The 24,014-nt window shown below is 62.1% G+C and carries 18 protein-coding genes; 12 read left to right on the top strand and 6 right to left on the bottom strand.

The window, feature by feature from the left end; translation table 11 throughout:
• Nucleotides 1–25 precede the first annotated feature (25 nt).
• Nucleotides 26–1,048 (bottom strand): zinc-dependent alcohol dehydrogenase family protein, encoded by a 1,023-nt coding sequence (locus AMA01_RS03920; protein ID WP_067847617.1) that lies wholly within the window; start codon nt 1,046–1,048, stop codon nt 26–28.
• Nucleotides 1,049–1,269: 221 nt separating this feature from the next.
• On the opposite strand from AMA01_RS03920, the gene AMA01_RS14020 reads away from it, so the two are divergent.
• The 3 genes from AMA01_RS14020 to AMA01_RS03930 all read left to right on the top strand — a co-directional run bounded on the left by AMA01_RS14020 (nt 1,270) and on the right by AMA01_RS03930 (nt 5,701).
• Entirely contained in the window at nt 1,270–1,374 is a 105-nt protein-coding gene (locus AMA01_RS14020; RefSeq protein WP_012810229.1) for a putative holin-like toxin, read from the top strand.
• A gap of 458 nt (nt 1,375–1,832) precedes the next feature.
• Nucleotides 1,833–3,671, top strand: coding sequence for an ABC transporter ATP-binding protein (locus AMA01_RS03925; protein ID WP_067847620.1), 1,839 nt, complete (start codon nt 1,833–1,835; stop codon nt 3,669–3,671).
• Nucleotides 3,668–5,701 carry an ABC transporter ATP-binding protein gene (locus AMA01_RS03930; protein WP_067847624.1) on the top strand — a complete coding sequence of 678 codons (2,034 nt, stop codon included), beginning with the start codon at nt 3,668–3,670 and terminating at the stop codon, nt 5,699–5,701. The genes AMA01_RS03925 and AMA01_RS03930 overlap by 4 nt, the downstream gene beginning before the upstream one ends.
• Here the strand turns inward: AMA01_RS03930 and AMA01_RS03935 are convergent.
• Nucleotides 5,691–6,689 carry an acrylyl-CoA reductase family protein gene (locus tag AMA01_RS03935; RefSeq protein WP_067847627.1) on the bottom strand — a complete coding sequence of 333 codons (999 nt, stop codon included), beginning with the start codon at nt 6,687–6,689 and terminating at the stop codon, nt 5,691–5,693. The genes AMA01_RS03930 and AMA01_RS03935 overlap by 11 nt on opposite strands.
• A 30-nt stretch (nt 6,690–6,719) precedes the next feature.
• Nucleotides 6,720–8,792: a S9 family peptidase gene (locus AMA01_RS03940; protein ID WP_067847630.1), complete on the bottom strand. Its 2,073-nt coding sequence runs from the start codon at nt 8,790–8,792 to the stop codon at nt 6,720–6,722.
• A gap of 117 nt (nt 8,793–8,909) precedes the next feature.
• On the opposite strand from AMA01_RS03940, the gene AMA01_RS03945 reads away from it, so the two are divergent.
• The 3 genes from AMA01_RS03945 (at nt 8,910) to AMA01_RS03955 (ending at nt 13,220) form a co-directional block, all read left to right on the top strand.
• Nucleotides 8,910–10,637: an ABC transporter ATP-binding protein gene (locus AMA01_RS03945; RefSeq protein WP_067847633.1), complete on the top strand. Its 1,728-nt coding sequence runs from the start codon at nt 8,910–8,912 to the stop codon at nt 10,635–10,637.
• Complete coding sequence (locus AMA01_RS03950; protein ID WP_067847636.1) at nt 10,634–12,556, top strand: ABC transporter ATP-binding protein; 1,923 nt, start codon at nt 10,634–10,636, stop codon at nt 12,554–12,556. The genes AMA01_RS03945 and AMA01_RS03950 overlap by 4 nt, the downstream gene beginning before the upstream one ends.
• A 73-nt stretch (nt 12,557–12,629) precedes the next feature.
• Complete coding sequence (locus AMA01_RS03955; protein ID WP_067847639.1) at nt 12,630–13,220, top strand: hypothetical protein; 591 nt, start codon at nt 12,630–12,632, stop codon at nt 13,218–13,220.
• Nucleotides 13,221–13,242: 22 nt separating this feature from the next.
• Here AMA01_RS03955 and AMA01_RS03960 read toward each other — a convergent pair whose 3' ends face one another.
• On the bottom strand, nt 13,243–14,082 hold the full coding sequence (locus AMA01_RS03960) for a DODA-type extradiol aromatic ring-opening family dioxygenase (RefSeq protein WP_067847642.1): 840 nt from the start codon (nt 14,080–14,082) through the stop codon (nt 13,243–13,245).
• Between the two features lie 117 nt (nt 14,083–14,199).
• On the opposite strand from AMA01_RS03960, the gene AMA01_RS03965 reads away from it, so the two are divergent.
• The 4 genes from AMA01_RS03965 to AMA01_RS03980 all read left to right on the top strand — a co-directional run bounded on the left by AMA01_RS03965 (nt 14,200) and on the right by AMA01_RS03980 (nt 19,306).
• Complete coding sequence (locus tag AMA01_RS03965; protein ID WP_067847644.1) at nt 14,200–14,613, top strand: DUF2294 domain-containing protein; 414 nt, start codon at nt 14,200–14,202, stop codon at nt 14,611–14,613.
• 300 nt (nt 14,614–14,913) lie between these two features.
• Nucleotides 14,914–15,705 carry a formate/nitrite transporter family protein gene (locus tag AMA01_RS03970; protein WP_067847647.1) on the top strand — a complete coding sequence of 264 codons (792 nt, stop codon included), beginning with the start codon at nt 14,914–14,916 and terminating at the stop codon, nt 15,703–15,705.
• A 115-nt stretch (nt 15,706–15,820) separates the two neighbouring features.
• Nucleotides 15,821–18,805, top strand: coding sequence for a formate dehydrogenase subunit alpha (fdhF, locus tag AMA01_RS03975; RefSeq protein WP_067847650.1), 2,985 nt, complete (start codon nt 15,821–15,823; stop codon nt 18,803–18,805).
• Between the two features lie 3 nt (nt 18,806–18,808).
• The gene (locus AMA01_RS03980) at nt 18,809–19,306 is read left to right on the top strand and encodes a DUF1641 domain-containing protein (RefSeq protein WP_067847653.1); all 498 of its coding nucleotides are present in this window, start codon (nt 18,809–18,811) and stop codon (nt 19,304–19,306) included.
• 69 nt (nt 19,307–19,375) lie between these two features.
• On the opposite strand, the gene AMA01_RS03985 is transcribed toward AMA01_RS03980, so the two are convergent.
• A complete protein-coding gene (locus AMA01_RS03985) occupies nt 19,376–20,557 on the bottom strand; it encodes an NAD(P)/FAD-dependent oxidoreductase (protein WP_067847656.1) in 1,182 nt (393 codons plus the stop codon).
• Nucleotides 20,558–20,912: 355 nt separating this feature from the next.
• Between AMA01_RS03985 and AMA01_RS03990 the strand changes: the two genes are divergently transcribed.
• Complete coding sequence (locus AMA01_RS03990) at nt 20,913–21,305, top strand: rhodanese-like domain-containing protein (RefSeq protein ID WP_067847660.1); 393 nt, start codon at nt 20,913–20,915, stop codon at nt 21,303–21,305.
• 43 nt (nt 21,306–21,348) lie between these two features.
• Here AMA01_RS03990 and AMA01_RS03995 read toward each other — a convergent pair whose 3' ends face one another.
• Nucleotides 21,349–22,173 carry an aldo/keto reductase gene (locus AMA01_RS03995; protein WP_067847663.1) on the bottom strand — a complete coding sequence of 275 codons (825 nt, stop codon included), beginning with the start codon at nt 22,171–22,173 and terminating at the stop codon, nt 21,349–21,351.
• Nucleotides 22,174–22,342: 169 nt separating this feature from the next.
• Here AMA01_RS03995 and cimA point away from each other — a divergent pair, with 169 nt between their 5' ends.
• Nucleotides 22,343–23,932 (top strand): citramalate synthase, encoded by a 1,590-nt coding sequence (gene cimA / locus AMA01_RS04000; RefSeq protein ID WP_067847666.1) that lies wholly within the window; start codon nt 22,343–22,345, stop codon nt 23,930–23,932.
• Nucleotides 23,933–24,014: the final 82 nt, after the last annotated feature.

The following is a 24,014-nucleotide window of genomic DNA, read 5'->3' on the forward strand; positions in this document are numbered from 1 at the left end:
CTCCCTTGACGTCTCGCGACAAGACTCACGCGTCCGGCCACAAAAGGGCTTTGATGGCGCGGCGCTCGTGCATCGCTCGATAACCTTCCGCCACCTGTTCAAGCGGCAGTTCGAGATCGAACACTTTCCCGGGCTGAATCTTTCCCTCCCACACCAACTGGATGAGATCCGGCAAGTATCGGCGGACCGGCGCCGGACCTCCATGCAGGTGAATCTGTTTGTAAAACAGCAACCGTCCGTCCAAGGACACCCCGTGTGGTACGCCCACGAAGCTCATATGCCCACCCGGGCGCGTGCACTGGATGGCCTGCATCATGGATTCATTTGTGCCGACGCATTCGAGCACCGACTCCGCGCCGAGGCCGTCCGTCATGTCCAGGATGCGCTTGACTCCTGCTTCTCCGCGCTCCTCCACAATGTCCGTGGCGCCAAATTCCTTCGCCAGAGCCTGTCTCTTCTCGTGCCGGCTCATCACGATAATCCGCGAGGCGCCCATCTGCTTGGCCGCGATCACGGCGCAGAGTCCCACAGCGCCGTCGCCGACAATCACCGCGGTCTTGCCTGGACGCACCTCCGCAGCGTCCGCGGCAAACCAGCCTGTGCCCATCACGTCCGAGAGCGTGAGGAGGCTTGGAATGAGGGCGCGATCCGGCATGCCCGGCGTGGGCACGAGCGTGCCGTCTGCCCAGGGGATGCGCACATAAGGCGCCTGGGCGCCGGGGATGCTGCGCCGATTGACGCACGAGGACGGGTACCCTGCTTGGCAGATGGGGCACGTGCCATCAGTCGCGAAAAACGCCCCAATCACAAATTGTCCTGGCTTCACGTGGCGGACGTCCGGGCCCACCTCTTCGACGATGCCGACGTATTCATGTCCCATGGGGATGGGTTTCTCGATGGGGTTCAGCCCGCGGTACGTCCAGAGATCGGAACCACACACGCAGGTGGCGACGATGCGAATGATGGCATCAGTGGGTTCCTCAATCCGCGGGTCTTCTCGATCTTCGTAGCGGACGTCCCAAGGAGCGTGGATCACGGTACCTTTCATGCGAAAGACCTCCTTTGCAAAGGTTCAGGTCTATTCTTTCACAGCGATTGTCTCAATGCCTAATCCAATGTGACTCGTTGCGAGGATTCGTGAGGATTTCTACACAGGAGGCAATATTTTGTCTATCGTTACGCGTGCGGTTTGGAACTTGGTGGAGTAAAAGGAGGCACCATCTTGGGGGTCACTCCCTGCCCGTCTCATCAGGCGGGAGGGGGGAGGGCATGACCGTGGCGGATGCGCTGTCACTTCTGATTCAGTTTGGATCGTTCGTGATGACGTGTTTGTCGCTGGTTGTCGCCTTGGTTCTTGCCTTGACGCGCAAGTGACCGCCCCCATAGGTTCACGGCCCTTGGGGCGGTCACTGCTCAAAGCTATTGATGCGTATAGCAGCGGGCAGGGATCCTGCCCAGGCGTCGGTGCCTGAGCGTCGGAGCCGCGAACTCCGGCGCTCTTCTCATTGTAAGTGTATCATACTTGGAATATTCGTCCATGCGGCAGTTGTTCTGCGTCCGAGGTTCTTCGGCGTTGACGCGCTTCACCAGAAGTGATATGTTCAATTCTGACAGTCTGCACGGAAGAGAGGAGGTCGAAGCCCATGGTTCGGATGACGACGCTACAGCTACTCGCCAAGCCATTCGCGTTTCCATTTGCGGCTCGACCTCCTCGCGCAAGCGCCGTCTAGGGCGCTGGCGCGAGTTGCACACGCGGCTCGCGCCAACTCATTCCACACTCGGACTGGGCATGCCGCGCGAGGCATGCCTTTTTGCGTCTAGGGGGCCTGTTTGTGTTTCAAGTGCTGTGGAAGCTTCGCCATTTCTTCTGGGAGGAACGAAAGCGATACGGGATCGCCGTCGGACTTCTGCTGTTCCTCAATGTCGTCGACGTGATTCCGCCTTATCTCGTCGGGCGATCCATCGATCTCATGAGCCAGCACGGCATGACGCTAAGGGCGCTCACTGAGCTCGTGGGCGCCTTGCTCCTGACCATTGTCGTGTCGTACGTGTGCGGCGTGACGTGGCAGTATCAGCTGTATTCCGGCGCCCGGACGCTGGAGCTGTCGCTGCGCCGTCGGCTTATGGCGCACTTTCTCAAGATGACGCCGCGCTTTTTCGAGCAGAATCGCACGGGCGACCTCATGGCGCGATCGACCAATGACCTGAATGCGGTCATGCAGACGGCCGGATTTGGCATTCTGACGCTCATCGACTCGACGACGTATTCGGCGACCATCCTCGTCACCATGGCGGTGCTCGACGGGTGGAAGCTCACCTTGTTCTCGCTCGTGCCCATGCCGCTTATTGCGCTCGCCATGACGAAATTCGGCCAGATGCTGCACGACCGCTTCGAGCGGGCGCAGGACGCCTTCGGCGACATGAACGATCGCGTCCTCGAGACGGTCGCTGGCATTCGCGTGGTGCGGGCCTACGCGCAGGAGCAGAACGAGGAGCGCCGCTTCGCCGAGACAATGGCGGACGTATATCGAAAGAATATCGCCGTGGCGAGGATTGACGCGCTGTTCGATCCAACCATCACTCTGTTGGTTGGCGTGACCTACCTTATTGGGCTTGGCTACGGCACGTATCAGGTGTTTCAGAGTCAGCTCACCGTCGGCCAGCTCACGTCGTTCAACGTGTACCTGGGCATGCTGATCTGGCCCATGCTCGCGTTTGGGCAACTCATCAACATCATGCAGCGGGGCAACGCGTCCTTGGACCGCGTGAACGAGACGCTCGCCTACGAGCCCGACGTGGTGGACGCGGACGGCGCGGTGGAAGTGCCGTGCATCGGCGAGATTCGCTTTGAGGGCTACTCGTTCCGCTACCCGTCCTCCGAGCGGGACAACCTGGTGGACATCGATCTCGCCGTTCGCCGCGGCCAGACGCTTGGCATCGTGGGCAGGACGGGGAGCGGGAAGTCCACGCTCGTCAAGCAACTCCTTCGCGAGTATCCCGTGGGGCATCGCGGCCGCCTGCTGGTGAACGGGCTGCCCATTCAAGACGTTCAGATCGACGCGCTCCATCGTTTGATTGGCTATGTCCCGCAGAATCCGATGCTTTTCTCGCGCAGCGTGCGGGACAACGTCCGCTTCGCCAAGCACGGCGCGACGGACGACGAGGTCCTTCGGGCGCTCCATCTCGCCGGATTTGCGGAGGACATCCCGCGGCTCCCGGACGGGCTCGACACGCTCGTCGGCGAACGGGGCATTTCGCTGTCTGGTGGGCAGAAGCAGCGAATCGCGCTCGCCCGCGCGCTCATCCTGGATCCCGACCTGCTCATTCTCGACGACGCGATGTCGGCCGTGGACGCGCGCACGGAGGCGCACATCCTGCGCTCCATCCGCCGCGTGAGGCAGGGGCGCACAACCCTCATCGTCAGCCACCGGATGTCGGCCGTCCAGCACGCGGACTACATTGTGGTGCTCGACGACGGCCGGATCGCGGAGGAGGGCACGTTTCAGGATCTCATGCGCCTCGGGGGTTGGTACGCCAAGCAGTACCTGCATCAGCAGGCGTTCGGCGAAGCCTCGGACGATCTCGCCGAAGACGCGCAGACGTCGGGAGAGAGTGCGTCAGGGGCAGCGCAACCGTCGCTCACCGGGGCGGACAGGGGGGATGTGCGATGAATCGCCAGGCATCGGTCCGCGTCGGAAGTCGCCTGGTGCAATATGCGGCGCACGCGCGCGGCGCCATCGTCGCGGCGCTCGTTTTGCTCGTGCTCTCGGTGACCGCGCAACTCGCGGGTCCGTTTGTCGCGAAAACCATCATCAACCGGGACATTGAGGGCGTGCAGCAGGTCTGGTATCGGGCCCCCGCGGGTGCGCCCGGCGCGGTGCGCGTGGATGGCCAGCTGTACGTGCGCGGCGACAAGCTGCCACATGGAGCGCCGAGACAACAGCCGCACACGCTCATGACGCTCGGCACCACCCCATACTTCTTGCCGGGAACCGTGCAGGCCATCGCGGCGGGTCCTCGGCCCGGCGAAATCCGCGAGGAGGTGGCGGGTCACTGGCGCACGGCACCAGCACGTCCCATCAGCCGGGCGCAGATGTTCGCGTTCTACCGGCCCGAGCTGCCGAACGTCATCCGGCTCGCCCTGCTGTACTTCGCGCTGCTCGCTGCTTCCGCAGTCTTTCTGTACGGCGAGCAGTATCTGTTGCAGGTGTCCGCCAACCGCATCCTGCAGCGCATGCGCCGCGACGTCTTTCATCGCATTCATTGTCTGCCCGTTTCGTACTTTGACAACACGCCTGCAGGGAAAATCGTCTCCCGCATCACGAACGACACGGAGTCGATTCGCGATTTCTACGTGAACGTGCTGGCGAACGTGCTCTCGAGCGCCGTGACGATGCTCGGCATCTACGTCGCACTTTTCATCCTGAATGTCGATCTCGCCCTCTTGGCCTGCGCGCTTTTGCCCATCCTGTTTCTTTGGATCTGGCTCTACCGCCGGTATACCGTGCAGGTCAACCTGCGCGTGCGCGCGCTCATCTCCGAGATCAACGCCATGCTGAACGAGACCATCCAGGGCATGCCCATCATCCGCGCGTTCAACCGGGAGGCGCGGACGGCCGCCGAGTTCAACGAGATGAACCAGGCCTACTACGACGGCCAGACGAGGCTTCTGCGCATCAACTCCGCCACGGGATACAACCTCGCGGGCGTCCTGCGCAACCTGTTCTTCGCGGCCATCATCGCGTGGTTCGGATGGCGATCGCTCCATCTCGAACCCATTGTGTCGCTCGGCGTGCTGTACGCGTTCGTCGATTACCTGAACCGCCTGTTTCAACCGCTCACGCAGATCGTCAATCAGCTCGCGACGCTCGAGCAGGCGCGGGCATCCGCCGCGCGCGTCTTCGAACTCCTCGACGAACCTGGCGTGGAACCCGAATATGGCGCCATTCCGCGCTTTCGCGGCGAGATCGAGTTCGATCACGTCTGGTTTTCGTATGACGGCGTTCATCCTGTGCTGCGCGACATCTCGTTCAGCGCGAAGCCCGGGCAGACCGTCGCGCTCGTCGGCCACACGGGCTCCGGCAAGAGCTCCATCATGAATCTCCTGTTCCGCTTCTACGATGCGGATCGCGGCGCCATCCGGGTCGACGGGCAGGACATCTGCCAGATTCCGCCGCAACAGCTGCGGCAGCACATGGCCATCGTGCTTCAGGATCCGTACCTGTTCACGGGGACCATCGCGTGGAACGTCGGTCTCGGGGATCCTCGCGTGAGCCGCGAGCGCATCGAGAAGGCGCTCCGGGAGGTGGGGGCGGATCGGCTGCTGAGGAACCTTCCGGGCGGCATCGACGAGCCGGTGCTCGAAGGCGGCAGCACCCTTTCCGCTGGGGAGCGGCAGCTCATCTCGTTCGCGCGCGCACTCGCCTTCGATCCGGCCATCCTGGTGCTCGACGAGGCCACCGCGAACGTCGACAGCGAAACGGAGCGCATCATCCAAGATGCGCTCCAGGTCCTGAAGCGGGGGCGCACCACGTTCATCATCGCGCACAGGCTGTCGACGATTCGCGATGCGGACCTCATTCTGGTGCTCGACCAGGGCGAGATCGTCGAGCGTGGGACGCACGACGCGCTGATGGCGCTCGGCGGCCGCTATCGCCAGATGTACGAGTTGCAGACGAGGGCGCTTGGTGTCACAGGTTGACGACGGCGCGGCCCTGCACCCGGCCCGAGAGGATCTGCTTCAGGGCGCTGTCGAGATCGTCGAGTGTGATGTCGTGGCCGATGTGGCTGAGCGCCTCGTCGCTCGGCTTCCACGGTCCGGCGAGTCGCCGCCAGATCTCGCGGCGCGTCTCCATGTCGAGCCACACGGAGTCGATGCCGATGATGGCCGCCTGGCGGCGGAGGAACGGGAACACGCTTGCGGTGAAGTCCGGCCCGCCCGTGTAGCCGCTGATGGCGATCAAGCCGCCGTACTCGAGGCGCTGGAGCAGGTGTGGCACGTACTTGCCCGACACCGGGTCGATCACACCGGCATAGCGAGCCTTCACATTCAGGTACGATTCGCCTTCCTGCAGCAACAGCGCGTCGGGGCGCACCACGTCGTCCGCACCGAGGGTTTTCAGCCATTCGGCGGCTTCGTCCTTGCGGGTCGACGCCACCACGCGGTACCCGGCCCGTTTGGCAATGGCGATGCCGGTCGCGCCGACGCCGCCGGTGGCGCCCGTCACGAGCATGGCGCCCATGGCGGGAGACACGCCGTTTTGCTCCATGCGGTACAGGGACAGTGCGGCGGTGAACCCGGCGGTGCCGAGCACCATGGCGTCGCGCAGCGACAGCCCGTCCGGAAGCGGGACCACCCAGTCGGCAGGCACGCGGGCGTATTCGCTGAAGCCCCCGAAGTGGCCCGTGCCGAGATCGTAACTGGTGCAGATGACGGGATCGCCCGGTCGGAATCGGGCATCCCGCGATTCGACGACTTCACCGGCGAGATCGATCCCGAGCACCATGGGGTAGCGCGTCACCAGGCGGCTGGCGGGCTGGGAACAGATCCCGTCCTTGTAGTTGACGCTCGAGTAGCGGACGCGGATGAGCACCTCCCCTTCGGGCAGTTGGTCCAGGGTGAGCTCGCGGACGCCGGCGCGGTGTGCGTGGCCGTCCTGTTCCACCATGTAGGCGCGAAACGTGGTCATGTCGTGTACCCCCTTCGGTTGGCGTCAGCATCAGGAAGCGGTTGAACGCTTTGGCGACACGCCGATGTGGTAGAGCAAGAACGCGTGGATCTCGGCCGACTCCCGCAAATGCTCGAGCCTGCCAGAGGATCCGAAGTGCCCGGCGCCCATGTGGGTTTTGAGCACGAGCGCCTCCTGGCCTGTCTTGGTGGCGCGCAGCTTCGCGACCCACTTGGCAGGTTCCCAGTACGCGACGCGCGGATCGTTGAGCCCTGTGGTGACAATCAGGTGCGGGTAGCGCTTCGGCTCGACGTTGTCGTACGGGCTGTACGACTTCATGTAAAAGTAGTACGTCTCGTCGAGCGGATCGCCCCACTCGTCCCATTCGAGCGTCGTCAGCGGGATGGTGGGATCGAGCATGGTGGTGACGACGTCGACAAACGGGACGCCGGCGGAGATGGCGGCAAACCGATCCCCGCCCATGTTGGCCACGGCGCCCATGAGGAGGCCGCCCGCGGACCGCCCGTCCGCCGCCAGTTTTTCGGGCGACGTGTAGCCCTCGCGGATGAGCGCATCTGCACAGGCGATGAAGTCGGTGAACGTGTTCTTCTTCCGCAGCATTTTGCCGTTTTCGTACCAGTGCCGGCCCATCTCGGATCCGCCCCGGACGTGCGCGATGGCGTAAATCACGCCGCGATCGAGCAAGGGGAGGAGCAGCGTCGGCATGAAGACGGGATCCAGGTTGTGCCCGTAGGAGCCGTATCCGTAGAGAATGCACGGCGCGGGTCCGTCTGCGCGCGCATCCTTCCGGTACACGAGCGAGACGGGGACGTCGGTCCCGTCGTTCGCCTTCGCCCAGAGGCGCTCCTGTACGTAGTCGGACGGATGGTACGGGCCGTTGACCGGCTGGCGGTGAAGCTCCTTCCTGGTGACGCTCACGGGATCGAGCGCGTAGGTGGTGCGCGGCGTCAGAAACGACTCGTATTGGATCAGCACCTCGCGCGTGTCGTAGCGGCGATTCGCCGATACGGAGACGGTGTAAAGCGGCTCGTCCCACTCGAGCCGCGTGAGGCGCCCGCTGGCAAACGTCCAGATCTGCGTCAGGCCGCCTTCCCGGCCTTCGATCACGACGGCCTCACGGAACGGGTGAACGCCGGTGAGATACCGGGCCTCGTCGTACGGGAACAGCTCCTCCAGGCGCTCGTCCTCGCACGGCGCGATGGGGTGGCGAAACAGGCTGAAGTTCGGGCGATGGAGATTCGTCAGGACGAGAAACGCGTCGTCCCAGTGCTCGAGCTCGTATTCCACATCGGCCTGGCGCGGGCGAAACACGGTCCACTCGCTGAGCGGATCGTCCGCCGGCAGGTAGCGGACCTCCGTCGAGGTCTTCGTCGAGGAAGTGAGGAACAAATATCTGCCGCTCTGCGACTTTGCGAGCGTGAGGATGCAGGTCTCGTCGTCCTCCTGGTACACGAGCGCGTCGTGCTCGACCGGATCGCCAAGTCGATGCCGGTACAGGCGGTACGGTCGCTGCGCCTCGTCGACCGTGATGTAGAACAGGTACTGGCCATCCGCGCTCCAGGCGACGCTGCCGTCGATGAATACGCCCTCGATGCGATCCGGCAACATTTCACCCGTGGTGAGATCCTTCACGAGAAGCGTGTACCGATCCGTCCCGTCCCGGTTTTCCAGGTACGCGAGCCGCTTCTCGTCCGGGCTCGTGGCGAGCACGGTTACACTCAGGTAACCGTCGCCGGCGAGATCGTTCAAATTGAGGACAATCTCCTCCTCGGCAGCGGCCAGCGCCTCGCGCGAGGCCGCCCGCTTGCGAGCGTGAATGGGATATTGCAAGGACTTTTCCATGCGCGTGTAGTAGAAGTATTGGTCTCCCTGGACGGGAACGCGCTCTTCCGCGTCGGGAATGCGGGCCACCATGTCGTCGTACAGCTCGTCGGTGAGCGGCTGGATGCGCTCCATGAACCACCGGTAGTATGTATTCTCGTCTTCGAGATACTGGATCACATCGGGGTTGTCGCGTTCCCGGAGCCAGTAGTATGGATCGATCCGGCGGTCTCCATGAATCTCGAGCACTTTCGGAATCGCTTTTGCCTTCGGCGCTTCCATGAGGTCACTCCTTCGCGGCGTTGATGGCGGTTTCAACGCGATTTCAAGGCTTCACGAGTATCATACCATGCGGCGTTTGCTGGCGCCTGTCGCCAGTGCACATCGGGGGTGGGTGGCTTGCGCAAGCTTTTTCCCTATCTGCGGCCGTACCGGCTGCGCATTGTTCTCATCGTGACGTTCATCTTCCTGCAGGTGCTTGGAAACCTGTATTTGCCGACGCTCATGTCCGAAATTGTCGACAACGGTGTCTTGAAAGGCAACCTGGCGTACATCGTCCGCATGGGCGGGTTCATGCTCGGGGTCTCCATCGTCGCGGTGGGCTTCTCCATCACGGCGAGCTACCTGTCCTCGCAGACGGCGGCGAGCTTCGGCAAGCACCTCCGGCGGGACCTGTTTGCGCACGTGCAGACGTTTTCACTGGAGGAGATCGACCGGTTTTCGACGGCGTCGCTCATCACCCGGACGACGAACGACATCACCCAAGTGCAGCAGCTCGTCAACATGATGCTGCGCATGATGATCATGGCGCCGCTCAACTGCATCGGCGGCGTGCTCATGGCTGTCTACACGGATGCCAGGCTCTCCGTCGTGGTCTGGCTGATGCTCCCGGTGCTCGCGGGCGTCATTGTGCTCGTGTTCGGCCGGGCGAGCCGGCTGTTCCGCCTCATGCAGGGAAAGATTGATGTGCTGAATCGCGTGTTGCGCGAGAACCTGACCGGCATTCGCGTCATCCGGTCGTTCAACCAGGTCGCGCGCGAGGCGGCGCGGTTCGATCGCGCCAACGCCGATCTCACGGGCACGACCACGCGCGTGCAGAAGATCATGGCCGCACTGTCGCCGGCGCTTATGCTCGTCATCAACCTGGCCGTGATCGCCATCCTATGGTTCGGCGGTGTGCGCGTGGCGACCGGAAAGATGGAAATTGGCTCGCTGATGGCGTTCATCCAGTATGTGACGCAGCTCTTGTTCGCCATCATGATGGTCTCCATGATGTTCTTCATGATCCCGCGCGCAAACGCGTCCGCCAACCGCATCTGGGAAGTTCTCTCCACGACGACCAGGATTCGCGATGCGGAATCGCCGCGGTCGGCATCCGATATCGAGGGGCTCGTGGAATTTCAAGGCGTGACGTTCCGCTATCCCGGCGCGGAGGCGCCTGCGCTTTCGGACATTTCGTTTGTCGCAAGGCCGGGTGAGGTGACGGCCATCATCGGCGGGACGGGATCGGGCAAGTCGACGCTCGTGAGCCTCATTCCTCGCTTCTACGACGTGGAGTCCGGGAGCGTGCTCGTGGGCGGGATCGACGTGCGCGCGTGGGACCAGGAGGCGCTGCGCGCGCAGATTGGCTATGTGCCGCAGAAATCCGTCCTGTTCAGCGGCACCATCGCGGACAACATCCGGGTGGGCCGTGAGGACGCGACGGACGAAGAGGTGCGCGAAGCCGCCCGCATCGCGCAGGCGCTCGAGTTCGTCGAGCAGATGCCAAACGGGTTCGACGCGGTGGTGGAGCAGGGCGGTAGGAATCTTTCGGGCGGTCAGAAGCAGCGCCTTTGCATCGCCCGGGCGCTTGTGCGCCGAGCGCCCATTTACATCTTCGACGACAGCTTCTCCGCGCTCGACTTTCGAACCGATGCGCGCCTACGCCAGGCGCTGCGGGAGGCCGTGAGCACGGCGACGGTCATCATTGTCGCGCAGCGCGTCAACACGATTCGCGATGCGAACCAAATCGTTGTGCTGGACGAGGGGCGCGTGGCCGGGATCGGTACGCATGAGGAGTTGCTCGCCAACTGTCAGGTGTACCGGGAGATTGTCCGGTCGCAGCTCGGAGAGGAGGTCACGGCATGAGTCAGGATCGGCGGGAGATGCCAGCCATGCGTCCGCCTATGCCCATGCGCCACGGCGGGATGAGGCCGGGAATGCCCGTCCAGAAGCCGAAGGATTTCGGCGGAACCGCGCGCCGGCTCATGCAGTACTTCCGGCCGCACGCATGGCGCATCGCTCTGGTGTTCGTGATGACCGTGCTCGGGACGCTCTTTTCCATCCTTGGCCCGGACGTCATGAAGGGCATCACGAACGATCTCGTCGCAGGGCTGCGGCACAAGTGGATGCATTTGCCCGGCCCGGCGTTCAACTGGGTGGACATTGTGCGCGTGCTGGAGGAACTGACGGGCCTCTACGTGCTGTCGAGCCTGTTCAGCTACCTGCAGCAGTACTTGATGGCTGGCGTGGCCCAGAAAACCGTGTACGCGCTCCGGCGGGACGTGTACGCGAAGCTCGAGCGTTTGCCGCTTTCGTTCTTCGACGGGCGCCCCATCGGCGATGTCATGAGCCGTTTCGTGAACGACTTCGACAACATCGGCAACACCCTGCAGCAGGCGTTGCTTCAGTTCGTATCGAGCATCGTGACGTTTGTCGGCGTGATCGCGGTGATGTTGTCCATCAGCCCGCTGATGACGCTCGTGATGTTTCTCACGTTGCCGCTGTCGTTTTACGTGACGCGGTTTGTCACGAAGCGATCGCAGGGGTTTTTCGTGGGTCAGCAGCGGTCTTTGGGGCTCTTGAACGGCCACATCGAAGAGATGTACACCGGGCACGCCATCGTGCGGGCGTTCAACATGGAGCGGCGCGCGCTGGAGACGTTCGACAGCCACAACGAGGCCCTGTACGAGTCGGGGTGGCGGGCACAGTTCGTGTCGGGGCTCATCTTCCCGCTCAACAACTTTATCGGCAACCTGGGGTACGTGCTTGTCAGCGTGATTGGTGGGCTTTTTGTGGCGCGAGGCACCATCACCATTGGGGACATCCAGGCGTTCATCCTGTACGCGCGCCAGTTCTCCCAGCCCATCACCCAGCTTTCGAGCATCTCCAACGTCATTCAGTCGACCATCGCGTCCGCGGAGCGGATCTTCGAGCTGCTGGATGAGCCGGAGGAGGTGCCCGATCCCGCCGAGCCCGTGCGCCTGATCGATCCGAGGGGCGCCGTGGCGTTTCACCACGTCTCCTTCCGCTACAAGGACGATCAGCCGCTCATCGAGGATCTGAATCTCGAGGTCGCGGCGGGACAGACCGTGGCCATCGTCGGCCCGACCGGAGCTGGCAAGACGACGCTCGTCAATCTGCTGATGCGGTTCTACGACGTGCGCGAGGGTTTTATCACCATCGATGGCGTCGACATTCGCGACATGACGCGCGCGGATCTCCGCAATCTCTACGGCATGGTGCTCCAGGACACGTGGCTGTTCCACGGCTCCATCCGGGAGAACATCGCGTACGGACGGCCCGGCGCCACTGAGGACGAGATCCTTCGCGCGGCGCGAGCGGCGCGGGCGGACCACTTTATTCGCACGCTGCCAGACGGCTATGACACCGTCATTAATGAAGAGGCATCGAACCTGTCTCAGGGACAGAAGCAGCTCATCACCATCGCCCGTGCCATTTTGGCCGATCCCGCCATTCTCATTCTGGACGAGGCCACCTCGAGCGTGGACACGCGAACCGAGCTTCTGATTCAAGAGGCGATGCAACGATTGATGGAGGGCAGGACGAGTTTTGTCATCGCGCACCGGCTGTCCACCATTCAAAACGCCGACCAGATCCTCGTCATGAATCACGGCCGAGTGATCGAGCAGGGAACACATCGCGAGCTCTTGGAAAAGGAAGGATTTTACGCCAAGTTGTATCGCAGCCAGTTTGCCGGATCGAGCGTCGACGAAGCCCTGCGCGAGGCGTCTCGAGGCGCCGCGGCACCTCTTGGCGGCGTGTGATTGATGTATGGATGAAAAAGGAAAATGGCGGGCAAGCTAAGGGACATCCACTGGTTGCATGGAGGGATGTTCGATGCTGCCCGCTCTTTTGCTCTCCTTCGCCATCTCGGGCGTCTCACCCGCTAGCCCGCAGGCGACATCAGGCGCGACCCGCGAGATCGTGTACGGTCCGACCGTGCACGCGGTTCGCCTCGATACGGCCCACCACGTGGTGACGGTCGATCTTCGGCCCGTCGCAACGCCGCGAGCGTCGTCTGCGGAGGCCACGGACGGGCGCGGGGTCACGGCGCCCACATCGCCCGACGCCTACACGGACGGGCGCGCCATTACGGCACCGGTCTCTCCGCACGCGTACACCGACGGACGGGATACCGGCCGCGGAGCGCAGGCAGACCGCGGATCGCTCGTCCTGTCTGTGCCACTCGGCTGGGAGCTCGACGTCGAAGGAGCTCAGGCGCTCTCGTGTCAGATGCGCACGGCGGATCTTCAACGCAACGCGTTCCAGCCGATGTCGGACGCGTCGAATCGGCTCAGGCGCCGTTTTCTGCTTGGACAAGCGGGGTCCTACCGCTTGGTCACCACGCGCGCGGACGGTGTGGCGCGGGTCCTTGACACCGTCATCGTGTCGCCCCATCTTCGCGAGCCGGTCATTGGCGCGCCGTGACCGTTAGTTGACAAGGGTCTTTTCACACCAACTGGGCGCACAACATGCCAAAATACGTGGGGCGCTCGTACGAAAGGACGTGTGGATGCCGCTCTTCCTTGGGCACCGCCCCTGCGAGCACGAGCGCCTGCCAAATGCCATCGGGCCGCGCGTTTTGAATCCTCTCACTCGGTAACGCCGCCAGTTCTTCGAGTCGGCCCGACGCGATGTTTTGCTCCACCTCGGCGTCGAGACGGGCGGCGTCTTCGTGGTAGCCGTACGGCCCGTCTTCTGCGTGCGCGTGCGCCCAGTCGCAGCTCGCAATCAGGGCAGCCCGGCGATGCAGCGCATCGCATGCGGCTCGAATCGCTTGGCCGAGACGAACGTGTTCTTCGTATGGGCGCGACGTCGCCGTCTGAATCACCACCACTGGGCGATCCGGCATGAAGAAAAGCGGGATGATGGTTCCCCAGTCGAGCGGGAGCGTGGACAGCGGACCTTCCGCGGTGGCGAAGTTGAGGACCGCGAGCGGCAGGTGGGAGGAAGCGAACTTTGCGATCTTTCGCGCGAGCTCGCGATCCACGGCGCGGCGCATGTGGACAAAGTTGCCCTTGTCGGGACGGTGGGCGCGGACCATGAGTGCCGCGGTCTGCTCGCTGAGTTCGCCCTCCATGTAGGCGCTTGCACTAAGGGTGAACTGGCCCTCCGCGCGGATGCCGTGGGGGGTGATGACGATGAACGCGTCGGGATCGGCGGTCTTCGCGGCGCGGCCGAGTTCGACAAGGCTTGCGCGCGTTTTGGCCATCAGGTCCGGACCCTCGCCGACCAGTTCAGGGAGAACGGGCAAGCCGTGTGGTGCGATGGCTGCAAAGACGATGCTCATGGAATCGCCTCCTGACGTCACTGTAGACGAAATCTCGGGGGAATGCCACATTTGGCTGACGTAAGAGAAGCGGCTACAATAGAGTCAGAGGAGCGAGACGGCCGGGGGCGATGGGGAATGCCGAGGAGTCGCGAGCAGGCGTTTAACGAGATCGTTCGCAGGGTTCGGAAGGAATGCTTCGGCAAGGGGCCGGAGCGGATCCACACGGTGTTCGTGGACAACATGGCCATCTCCGTGCTGCAAGGCAATCTGACGCCGACGGAGAAGTTTATCAGTCGAACACCCGAAGGGGCCGAGATGGTGCGCCTGGCGCGGACGAGCATGATTCAGGAGCTGTACAAGCGGAAGGTCCCGGAGGGTCTCGAAGAGGTGGCGGGCTCAAAATTTCTGTACCTGTTCTCCGATTTCAAGGTCGAGGAGGACATGGGCGTTTCGGTGTTCATTTTTGAGCGCTCCATTCCGAAAGAGCCCCTTCCGGATGGGTTCGTCTGTGGCAAACAAGCGAATCAAGCGCAAGAATCCGCAGAATGAGTTGTATTCGGTTTCACCTTGAACGTGGTATAATGTAGGCGCGTGGCGGGTGCATTCGCGTGAGTGGGCGCGCTACGAAACAATTGGCTCGGCGCTTGAATGGTTGGCCTGTAGGTTCTGCAGGCGAACACATCGGCACAAGTTGACCGCGATGTGCGGCAATTTGTGTCTTTTTTTGTGTGTGCAGCGGATGGGTCATCATGGTTTTTGTTTTAGGTATGAAGCTCGCCGCGCTGCACAAGGTAAGGTTGGGCACGATGTGAACCAGAAGAGCGCTGAGGAGAAAAGGGTGAGAGTCGAATGAGCAACGGGTTCTTGAGTCCAGCGGAAATTGCGCAACTGGCAGTGGGGGTCGGGGAAAAGAAGTCGAAGGAAACATGGTGGAAGCTGCTGATTCTCGGCATTCTGGCAGGCGCATTCATTGCGCTCGGGTTCCTCGTCGACATCCGGGTGACGGCCAGCCTGCCGGACAGCCTCGCGTCCATCAAGAGCCTAATCGGCGGCGCCGTGTTTCCGGTCGGCCTCATGCTTGTGGTCATCGCGGGCGCCGAACTCCTCACCGGCAACATGATGACGGTGCCCATCGCCGTGCACGCGGGCCGCGCGAGCATCGGAGGCCTCGTGTACAACTGGTTCTGGGTGCTGATTGGAAACCTTTTGGGTTCGCTGTTTGTGGCGGGCGCGTTCGGCGTCGGCGCGCACCTGCTCACGGCGGATCCGTTCAAGGCGACGGTCATTGCCATCGCGACGGCCAAAGCGAAGCTCGCGTTCGGGCCGACCATTCTGTCTGCCATCGGGTGTAACTGGTTGGTCTGCCTCGCCGTTTGGATGGCGTATGGTGCGAAGGACATCGTGAGCAAGATCTTCGCCATCTGGTTCCCCATCATGGCGTTTGTGGCCATCGGCTTTCAGCACGTCGTGGCCAACATGTTCGTCTTGCCGGCAGGTCTGTGGGTCGGCGCCGACTATTCATGGGGGAAGATCATCGAGGAATGGTGCGGCGCGTTCATCGGCAACGCCATCGGCGGCTGGATTTTCACCGCGCTCGCCTATTATCTCGTCTACCTGACGAAGTCCCGCCGCGAGGCTTGAGTCGCTCGCTCCGTCGCCCGCCCGCCATCGGCCGCGCCCTTGCCGTGGGGCGCGGCACGTCTACGTGGCCGTCTGTCTCCTCTCGCGCAAACTGAAAGAGAAAGGGGATATCGGCATGATCGATATCAGGACCGAAGCCCAGGCCGAGTCGGGAACCGTGCAACTCGAGATCGACGGCAAGCAAGTCTCTGTGGAACAAGGTGCGTCTGTGCTCGACGCCATCCTGTCCACGGGGCAGGAACATCCGCACGTCTGTTATCATCCGGCGCTCGGCCCCATTGAGACGTGCGACACCTGTATCGTCGAGATCGACGGACAGCTGACCCGCGCGTGCTCCACGCCTGCGGCCCAAGGCATGGAGGTTCGCACCAAGTCTGTGGCCGCGCGGTACGCCCGCAAAGAGGCCATGGACCGCATCTTGAAAAATCACGAGTTGTACTGCACCGTGTGCGACAACAACAACGGCAACTGCGTGCTGCACAACACGGTGATGGAGATGGGCGTGGAGCATCAGGCGTACCCGTTCACGCCCAAGCCGTACGAAGTCGACATGTCGAATCCGTTCTATCGGTATGATCCGCAGCAGTGCATCCTTTGCGGCCGCTGCGTCGAGGCGTGCCAAAACCTGCAGGTGAGCGAGGTTCTCTCCATCGCGTGGGATCGCGAGGTGCCGCGGGTTATCTGGGACAACGATGTTCCCATCAACGAGTCGTCGTGCGTCTCGTGTGGCCACTGCGTGACGGTGTGTCCGACCAACGCGCTCATGGAAAAATCCATGCTCGGGGAAGCGGGCTTTCTCACGGGCATCGAGAAACCGACGCTGGACAAGATGATCGACATCACCAAGAAGGTCGAACCTGGCTACTCGTCCATCTTCGTCGTCTCGGAAATTGAGCACGAGATGCGCGAGGCGCGCATTCAGAAGACGAAGACGGTCTGCACGTATTGCGGCGTGGGCTGCGCGTTCGACGTGTGGACGAAGGATCGCCACATCCTCAAGGTCGAGCCGCAGATGGAGGCGCCGGTCAACCAGATCTCGACGTGCGTCAAGGGCAAGTTCGGCTGGGAGTTCGTGAACAGTCCGGACCGCCTGACCAAGCCGCTGGTGCGCAGGGGCGACCGATTCGTGGAAGTGAGCTGGGACGAGGCGCTTGACGTGATCGAACAGCGCGTCAAGGAGATCCAGGCCAAGCATGGCTACGACGCCGTCGCGTTCATCTCGTCGTCCAAGACGACCAACGAAGAGAACTACCTGATGCAGAAGCTGGCGCGCGCCGTCATGCACACGAACAACATCGACAACTGCTCGCGCTACTGTCAGTCGCCTGCGACCGAAGCGCTGCGGCGGACGATGGGGCTGGGCGGCGATACCGGGTCCATCAAGGACCTCGAGTTGGCCGATCTCGTCCTCATCGTGGGCGCAAACCCCGCCGAGGCGCACCCCGTCCTGTCGACGCGTCTCCGCCGGGCACAGAAGAAGCGGGGCCAGAAGCACATTGTGGCCGATCTGCGTCGCAACATCATGGCCACGCGCGCCGATCTCTTCATTCAGCCGCGCCAGGGCACGGATTTGGTGTGGCTGTCCGCGGTGACGAAGTACATCATCGACCAGGGCCGGCACGACGAGGCGTTTCTGCGGGATCGCGTGAATGGTTTCGATGAGTACCTCCGATCGCTTGAAAAGTTCACGTTGGACTACGCGAGCGAAGTCTGCGGCCTGCGCAAAGAGGAACTCATTCGCGTGGCCGAGATGATCATGGATGCAGAGCGTGTCGCGGTGTGCTGGGCCATGGGCGTGACGCAGCACCGCGGAGGCAGCGACACGTCAACTGCCATCTGCAACTTGCTGCTGGCGACTGGAAACGCGGCGCGTCCAGGGACGGGCGCCTATCCGCTGCGCGGTCACAACAACGTGCAGGGAGCGGGCGACATGGGCTGCGCGCCTCCGTTCCTGCCGGGATACGAGCGCGTGGATAACGAAGAACAGCGGCGCAAGTGGGAGAAACTCTGGGGCGTCGAGTTGCCGATCACGCCAGGTCTCAACAACCATCAGATGGTGGATGCGATTCACGAAGGCAAGCTGAAGGCCATGTATCTCTGCGGAGAGGACATGGCGGTGGTCGATTCCAACGCCAACTATGTTGAGGACGCGCTCAGGAAACTCGAGTTCTTCGTGGTCCAGGACGTCTTCCTCTCCAAGACCGCGCAGTTCGCCGACGTGGTCCTTCCGGCGTGCCCGAGCCTTGAGAAGGAGGGCACATTCACGAACACCGAGCGGCGCATCCAGCGCTTGTACAAGGTCCTGGATCCGTTGGGCGACTCCAAGCCTGACTGGGAGATCATTCAGATGGTCGCGAACCGGTTTGGCGCCAATTGGAACTACACATCTCCGCGCGAGATTTTCGAGGAGATGGCGAGCGCGGCCGATCTGTTCCGCGGGGCGTCGTATGACCGCCTCGAAGGCTATCGGAGTCTGCAGTGGCCCGTGCTTCCGGACGGCACCGACACGCCGCTTCTGTACACGGACGGCTTCGCGTTCCCCGACAAGAAGGCGCGGCTCTATCCAGTCGACTGGACGCCGCCCATCGAAGTGGAGGAAGCGTACGATCTGGAACTGAATAATGGGCGCTTGCTGGAGCATTTCCACGAGGGCAACATGACGAGCCGGGTGCCCGGTATTCACGAAAAAGTGCCAGAGACCTTCGTCGAGATTTCACCGGAGCTCGCAAAGGAGCGCGGCGTCCAGGACGGCGCACTGGTGCGCCTCATCTCACCGTATGGAAGCATCAGGGTGCGCGTGGCTGTGACGGATCGCGTGTCTGGCAAGCATGTGTATGTTCCCCTCTTGTCCCACGCGGATGAGGAGGCAGTCAATCGCCTGACGTCGAGCGATCACGACACCGTCACATACACGCCCGCCTACAAGGAGATGCGCGTTCGCATGGAGGTCATCCAATCGTGCGGCGAGCCGCCCATCAAGCGCGGAAACTTCCGCCTCGGCAAGCCGAACCCACAGCCCGGGGTCAACGTCGAGCAGAAGTGGACGCGCAAGGACTACGTGCCGCTGGTGACGGACGGCGCGCTCGTGAAGGAGGGCTGAGCCATGGGAGAACCGATTCGTGTGATTGAGCGCCGGGGAGAGACGCTCGAGGAGCGGCGCCAGCGCGTCCTCGAGCGTTTGGCCGATGCTGTGGTCCACGAGGAGCAGGCGGCGGAGCGGCTGATTCAGCTTGTGGCGCTGGCTGAGGACAAAGGTTTGCTGCCCATGTTGACCGCGCTTCTCGAACGAGGAGACCGGGTGATGGCCCACGTCGTGGATCTCCTCGCCCGAGACGAATACGCTTCTGCGCTTCAGAATGCGATTGGTTTGGCGCAGGCGCTTGGAAAATTGGATTCTGAGGTATTGGCGAACCTGGTGGACGGCGTGGCAGAGGGGTTGGCGGATGTCAAACAGGCGACGGTGGCTGATGGCAAGCCGCTCGGCATCTTCGAACTGCTCGCGCTGCTGAAGGATCCGAATGTATCGTATGCCATTCGCTTTCTTTTACGCTTTTTGTCGGGGATGGGCAAAGCCCTTAGGCCGCCAGTCTCACCGGATTGACGGCGCAATTTCTCGGGAAATGTCGAAGGAAACAAGCAGCCGCGGACGGAAACGCCGCGGCTGTTTGTTTCAAATCTCGAGCCATTGTCGATATCGTTTCAACAGCGTTACAGGGCCGCCCAGATGCATTAAATATTTCATCTTCGAGCCATCCTTAAGCACGAGTGCGGTGGCACCGGTCGCGTGATGCGTGCCGATCTCGGCCACGCCGTATCTGGGGCCGAGCGAAGCGACCATGCCGTGATCGTGATAGACAAAAGGAAGCGGCGGACGGCCGTGCGCACTGCGCACAAGATTGGCACCCAGATGATGGCCCATCTGCTCTGCCACCTGGCCGGTGGGAGGCAGCGGCGTGCCGTGCGCGGCGGTGAAGCGCGCGCAGTCTCCGATGACGTACACGTCAGGGACTCCTTTGGCCATCAGAAACTCGTCCACGTCCACTCGGTTTCGATTGTCCACCGGCAACCCCGCTTCCTGCAGAAGAGCGGGCGCTTCGACACCGCCGGTCCAGACGAGGGTTCCAGCCTCGAGTTTTCGGCCAGAGCCAAGGATAAACGCGCCCGGTTCAGCGCCTGCCACGCGTTCGTTGAGAATGAGTTCCACGCCGCGCTCGCTGAGCTTCGCTTGCGCGACAGCGCGGAGCTGATGGTCTACATCGGGCAGAATTTCGGCGTGCGCGTGGATTAAGCCGAGGTGCAAGTCGTGGACTGGCAGGCCGAGATCGCGCGCGCGTTTCGGCAACCAATCCGCCCATTCTCCCATGAGCTCCACGCCAGTGAGTCCACCGCCCGCCACGAGCACGTTGAGATGAACAGGGTCCCCTGTCTGACGATACCGTTCGAGTTCGCGCTCCACATGATGGTGAAGTTCCATGGCTGCGCGCAGCGAGTCCAGCCGGAACGCGTGCTCTGCCACGCCAGAGAGCCCGAAGGTGGCTGTTCGACTTCCGAGCGCCACAACGAGCGTTCCGTAGGAAATGGCCCCGCGGTTGGTTTCCACCAGCTTGTCCGATAGCCGCACGGCGTTGACTTCCGCAACGACGACCTCGCTTGTCTCACGATGAAACAGGTCCGCAAGCGACAACGCGTACGTGTGAGGATCGTGGCGCGCCCCGGCCACCTCGTGCAACAGGGTCTTAAATGTGTGATAAGGCTCTCGGTTGATCAGCGTAAACGGGATGCCATGCCGATCCAGTTCCAAAGCAGCCGCCAGGCCGCCGTATCCAGCCCCAAGAATCACAATTCCACGCATGCGCTCTCTCCCCTCGCACTGATGATACATGAATTCGGAGAAGAGAGCAGCCGGGGGCAGACGTGGCGGAGCCGTTCGTGAAAAGGGGAGCCGCGCATTGCGCGCGGCTCAGAAAACATTCACGTCAATTGGCGTAGGCGCCGTAGGGAACCAGGAGGATGAACAGCACGAAGATGATGAGAAACACAACAGCCCGGCGGGTGTACCCACCGAAGACACCGTACATCGTCTCAGCACCTCCTTCTGTTTCGATGGTTCACTGTATGTAGGCTGGCACGACATTGGGTGGACGGATGCCCTGATTTCAGGCGTATAATGGACAAGTAAGGATCTCTTTGGAGGAGGGCGAATATTCGTGGCATTGACCTTCATGCAGATGGTGCAAAAGGCCAAGGAGAATGTACCGGGATTGTCGGCCACCGAGGCGAAGAAGCGGTTGGAGGAAAATCCAAACACCCTGGTCATTGATGTGCAGGACGCAGCGGACGCTGGCGCATGCGGGCTGATCCCTGCGAGCGTCAACATCTCGCTCGGCATGCTTCCAATTCGCGCAGATCTGGAACTTCCGAAGGAACTGCGCGATGAGCGCCTCGCGGATCGCAACCGGCCCATCATCACGACTTGTGGCGCCGGCGGACAGGCGGCTCTGGCGGCGTACCTGCTGAAACAAATGGGCTTCACGAATGTGGCGTACATCGAAGGCGGGACGGCTGCTTGGAAGCAAGCTGGCTACGAGGTGGAACACTGAGGCGTTTGAAAAAGTGAAAGCGCCCCAAGGGGCGCTTTCTGCATTAGAAAGTATCGGGATCGGGCCCAAAGCGGTGATTGCGGTTGAGTGCGTCGATTCGGCGCATGTCTTCGTCGGACAGCGAGAAATCAAACAGGTCCGCGTTCTCGAAGATGCGCTCTCTGCGAACCGATTTTGGGATGGTCACGACTTCGTTTTGAAGATCCCAGCGAAGCACAATCTGCGCCGGCGTCTTGCCGTACTTCTGTGCCAACTCCTGAAGAACGGGGAAATCGAGATTGCCTCGCATGATGGGGCTCCACGCTTCAAGCTGAATGTGATGTTCCCGGCAGAACGCCCGCAGAGGTTCCTGCGTCAACAGGGGATGATATTCCACCTGATTGACGGCGGGGACGACGTTGCTGTTCGCGAGGATGTCCTCGAGATGGTGAATTTGAAAGTTACTCACCCCAATTGCCCGAGCGAGCTTCTCGTCGTAGATGCGCTCGAGTGCACGCCACGTCTCACGGTACTTGCCACTCACGGGCCAGTGGACCAGATACAGATCGACGTAGTCGAGGCCGAGTCGCTTGAGGCTCGCTTCGAACGCGCGCAGTGCTGCGTCGTATCCCTGGTCGGTATTCCACACTTTGGTGGTGACGAACACTTCACTGCGTGGCAGGCCCGACTCGCGAACGGCCTTGCCCACGCTCTCCTCGTTCGCGTAAAAGGCCGCTGTGTCGATATGGCGGTAGCCGGCTTCGAAAGCGAAGCGGATGGCCTGTTCGACTTCGTCGCCTGCCTGCGCTTTGTAGACGCCAAGCCCGAGCCATGGCATCTTCACGCCGTTGTTCAGGGTCACCGTGTCCTGCACGTGCTGTGCAATCATCGTGGTGCAGCCTCCCTCTTGGACTGGTACAAAAGTGCCAACCGTTATTATACCGCAAGCGCGATGCGACGCGATCTGGACATTTCTCAAGATTCCGTTCATATTGAAACGTAGCATCCCATCGACAGATCCAGATAGAGATCTCAGGGAGTGGCGAGGAGATGAACAAATGAGCTACGTGTACTTGCTCGATACCACGTTGCGCGACGGTACTCAGGGCGAGGGCGTCAGCCTGACGGTCGCTGACAAACTCAAGATTGCAGAAAAGTTGGACGATCTCGGCGTCGCTTACATCGAAGGCGGTTTTCCCGGCGCCAACCCGAAGGACGAGGAGTTTTTCCAGCTTGCGCGGTCGCTCCGCCTTCGGCATGCGAAGTTGACGGCCTTTGGGGCCACCCGGCGCCCAGGCGTCCGCGTCGAGGATGACGCCGGCGTGCGAGCGGTGCTGGAAGCTTCGACGCCAGCCGTCGCGATTGTCGGCAAGGCCTGGGATTTTCATGTGACCGAGGCCCTCCGGATCGATCTCGACGAGAATCTCGCCATGATCAGGGATACGGTTCAATATCTGAAGCAGCAAGGACGCGAAGTCATCTTCGACGCGGAACACTTTTTCGACGGGTTCAAGCGAAACCGAGCGTATGCGCTCGCGACCGTCCGCGCCGCGTGGGAGGCAGGCGTGGACTGGGTTGCACTTTGCGATACGAACGGCGGCAGCATGCCGCATGAAATTTACACGATCGTGCAACAGGTTCTTCAGGAAGTGCCCGTTCAGGTGGGCATTCACACGCACAACGACTGCGAACTCGCGGTGGCCAACAGCTTGGCCGCCGTACAGGCTGGCGCTCGGATGGTGCATGGAACCATTAATGGCATTGGGGAGCGCTGCGGAAACGCCAATTTGGCCTCCATCATGCCCAACCTTGAACTGAAACTCGGGTATCAGTGTCTGCCTTCTCGCGACCACCTGCGGCTCCTGACACCGGTGGCCCGGTTTGTCGGCGAAGTCTGCAATCTCGTCGCGCACAGTTACCAGCCGTTCGTCGGGCACAGCGCCTTCGCTCACAAGGGCGGCATCCACGTGAGCGCCATCCAGCGGGATCCCGAGACGTACGAGCACATTTCACCGGAACTCGTCGGCAATGAGCGCCGCGTGCTTCTGTCCGAGTTGTCCGGCGTCTCGAACGTTCTGGCGCAGGCGCAGGCGTTCGGTATCCCGACCGAGGGGCGAGAAGCTGAGCTCAGGCGCTTGCTCGAGCGCATCAAGCAAATGGAACACATGGGATATCAGTTCGAGGGGGCCGAGGCTTCTCAGGAACTGTTGTTCCGCCGGGCTCTGAACGACTTCACGCCGCCGTTCGCCGTGCTCGCTGTGCGGGTGGATACCGACGTGCAGCACCAGGGCGAGGCGACGTCTCAGGCCATCATCAAGCTCGAAGTCGATGGCGAAGTCGTGCACACGGTGTCCGAAGGCAATGGCCCCGTGAATGCACTCGACGCCGTACTGCGCAAGGCGCTCGCTCCGCATCGCCCTGAAATCCGGCACATGCACCTGACCGATTACAAAGTCCGCGTGTTGGATGAAAAGGATGCCACGGCGGCCCGAGTGCGGGTTTTGATAGAGTCCACGGACGGCGATCACGTCTGGCGCACTGTGGGCGTGTCGGAGAATGTCATTGCCGCAAGTTGGGAGGCCCTCGTGGACAGCATCCAGTACTACCTGGCGCTCGTAGGGGCGAAGCGGACGGTCGTCGAGGCTTGAAACGATTTGATCCAAGCGCGACAATGGAGGTCGATCATCGACACGACGCGGAGCGCCGGAGTCCAACCTGGGCTCGGCGCTC

Source organism: Alicyclobacillus mali NBRC 102425, from assembly GCF_001570745.1.
Classification (GTDB): domain Bacteria; phylum Bacillota; class Bacilli; order Alicyclobacillales; family Alicyclobacillaceae; genus Alicyclobacillus; species Alicyclobacillus mali.

What these genes read in the sequence shown, in the direction of transcription:
- AMA01_RS03950 (WP_067847636.1), top strand. Translation starts at nt 10,634, where the DNA reads ATGAGTCAGGATCGGCGGGAGATGCCAGCCATGCGTCCGCCTATGCCC.
- AMA01_RS03920 (WP_067847617.1), bottom strand. Translation starts at nt 1,048, where the DNA reads ATGAAAGGTACCGTGATCCACGCTCCTTGGGACGTCCGCTACGAAGAT.
- AMA01_RS03995 (WP_067847663.1), bottom strand. Translation starts at nt 22,173, where the DNA reads ATGATTGCACAGCACGTGCAGGACACGGTGACCCTGAACAACGGCGTG.
- AMA01_RS03985 (WP_067847656.1), bottom strand. Translation starts at nt 20,557, where the DNA reads ATGCGTGGAATTGTGATTCTTGGGGCTGGATACGGCGGCCTGGCGGCT.
- AMA01_RS03980 (WP_067847653.1), top strand. Translation starts at nt 18,809, where the DNA reads ATGGGAGAACCGATTCGTGTGATTGAGCGCCGGGGAGAGACGCTCGAG.
- fdhF (WP_067847650.1), top strand. Translation starts at nt 15,821, where the DNA reads ATGATCGATATCAGGACCGAAGCCCAGGCCGAGTCGGGAACCGTGCAA.
- AMA01_RS03935 (WP_067847627.1), bottom strand. Translation starts at nt 6,689, where the DNA reads ATGACCACGTTTCGCGCCTACATGGTGGAACAGGACGGCCACGCACAC.
- AMA01_RS03960 (WP_067847642.1), bottom strand. Translation starts at nt 14,082, where the DNA reads ATGAGCATCGTCTTTGCAGCCATCGCACCACACGGCTTGCCCGTTCTC.
- AMA01_RS03930 (WP_067847624.1), top strand. Translation starts at nt 3,668, where the DNA reads ATGAATCGCCAGGCATCGGTCCGCGTCGGAAGTCGCCTGGTGCAATAT.
- AMA01_RS03940 (WP_067847630.1), bottom strand. Translation starts at nt 8,792, where the DNA reads ATGGAAGCGCCGAAGGCAAAAGCGATTCCGAAAGTGCTCGAGATTCAT.
- AMA01_RS03970 (WP_067847647.1), top strand. Translation starts at nt 14,914, where the DNA reads ATGAGCAACGGGTTCTTGAGTCCAGCGGAAATTGCGCAACTGGCAGTG.
- AMA01_RS03955 (WP_067847639.1), top strand. Translation starts at nt 12,630, where the DNA reads ATGCTGCCCGCTCTTTTGCTCTCCTTCGCCATCTCGGGCGTCTCACCC.
- AMA01_RS03965 (WP_067847644.1), top strand. Translation starts at nt 14,200, where the DNA reads ATGCCGAGGAGTCGCGAGCAGGCGTTTAACGAGATCGTTCGCAGGGTT.
- AMA01_RS14020 (WP_012810229.1), top strand. Translation starts at nt 1,270, where the DNA reads ATGACCGTGGCGGATGCGCTGTCACTTCTGATTCAGTTTGGATCGTTC.
- cimA (WP_067847666.1), top strand. Translation starts at nt 22,343, where the DNA reads ATGAGCTACGTGTACTTGCTCGATACCACGTTGCGCGACGGTACTCAG.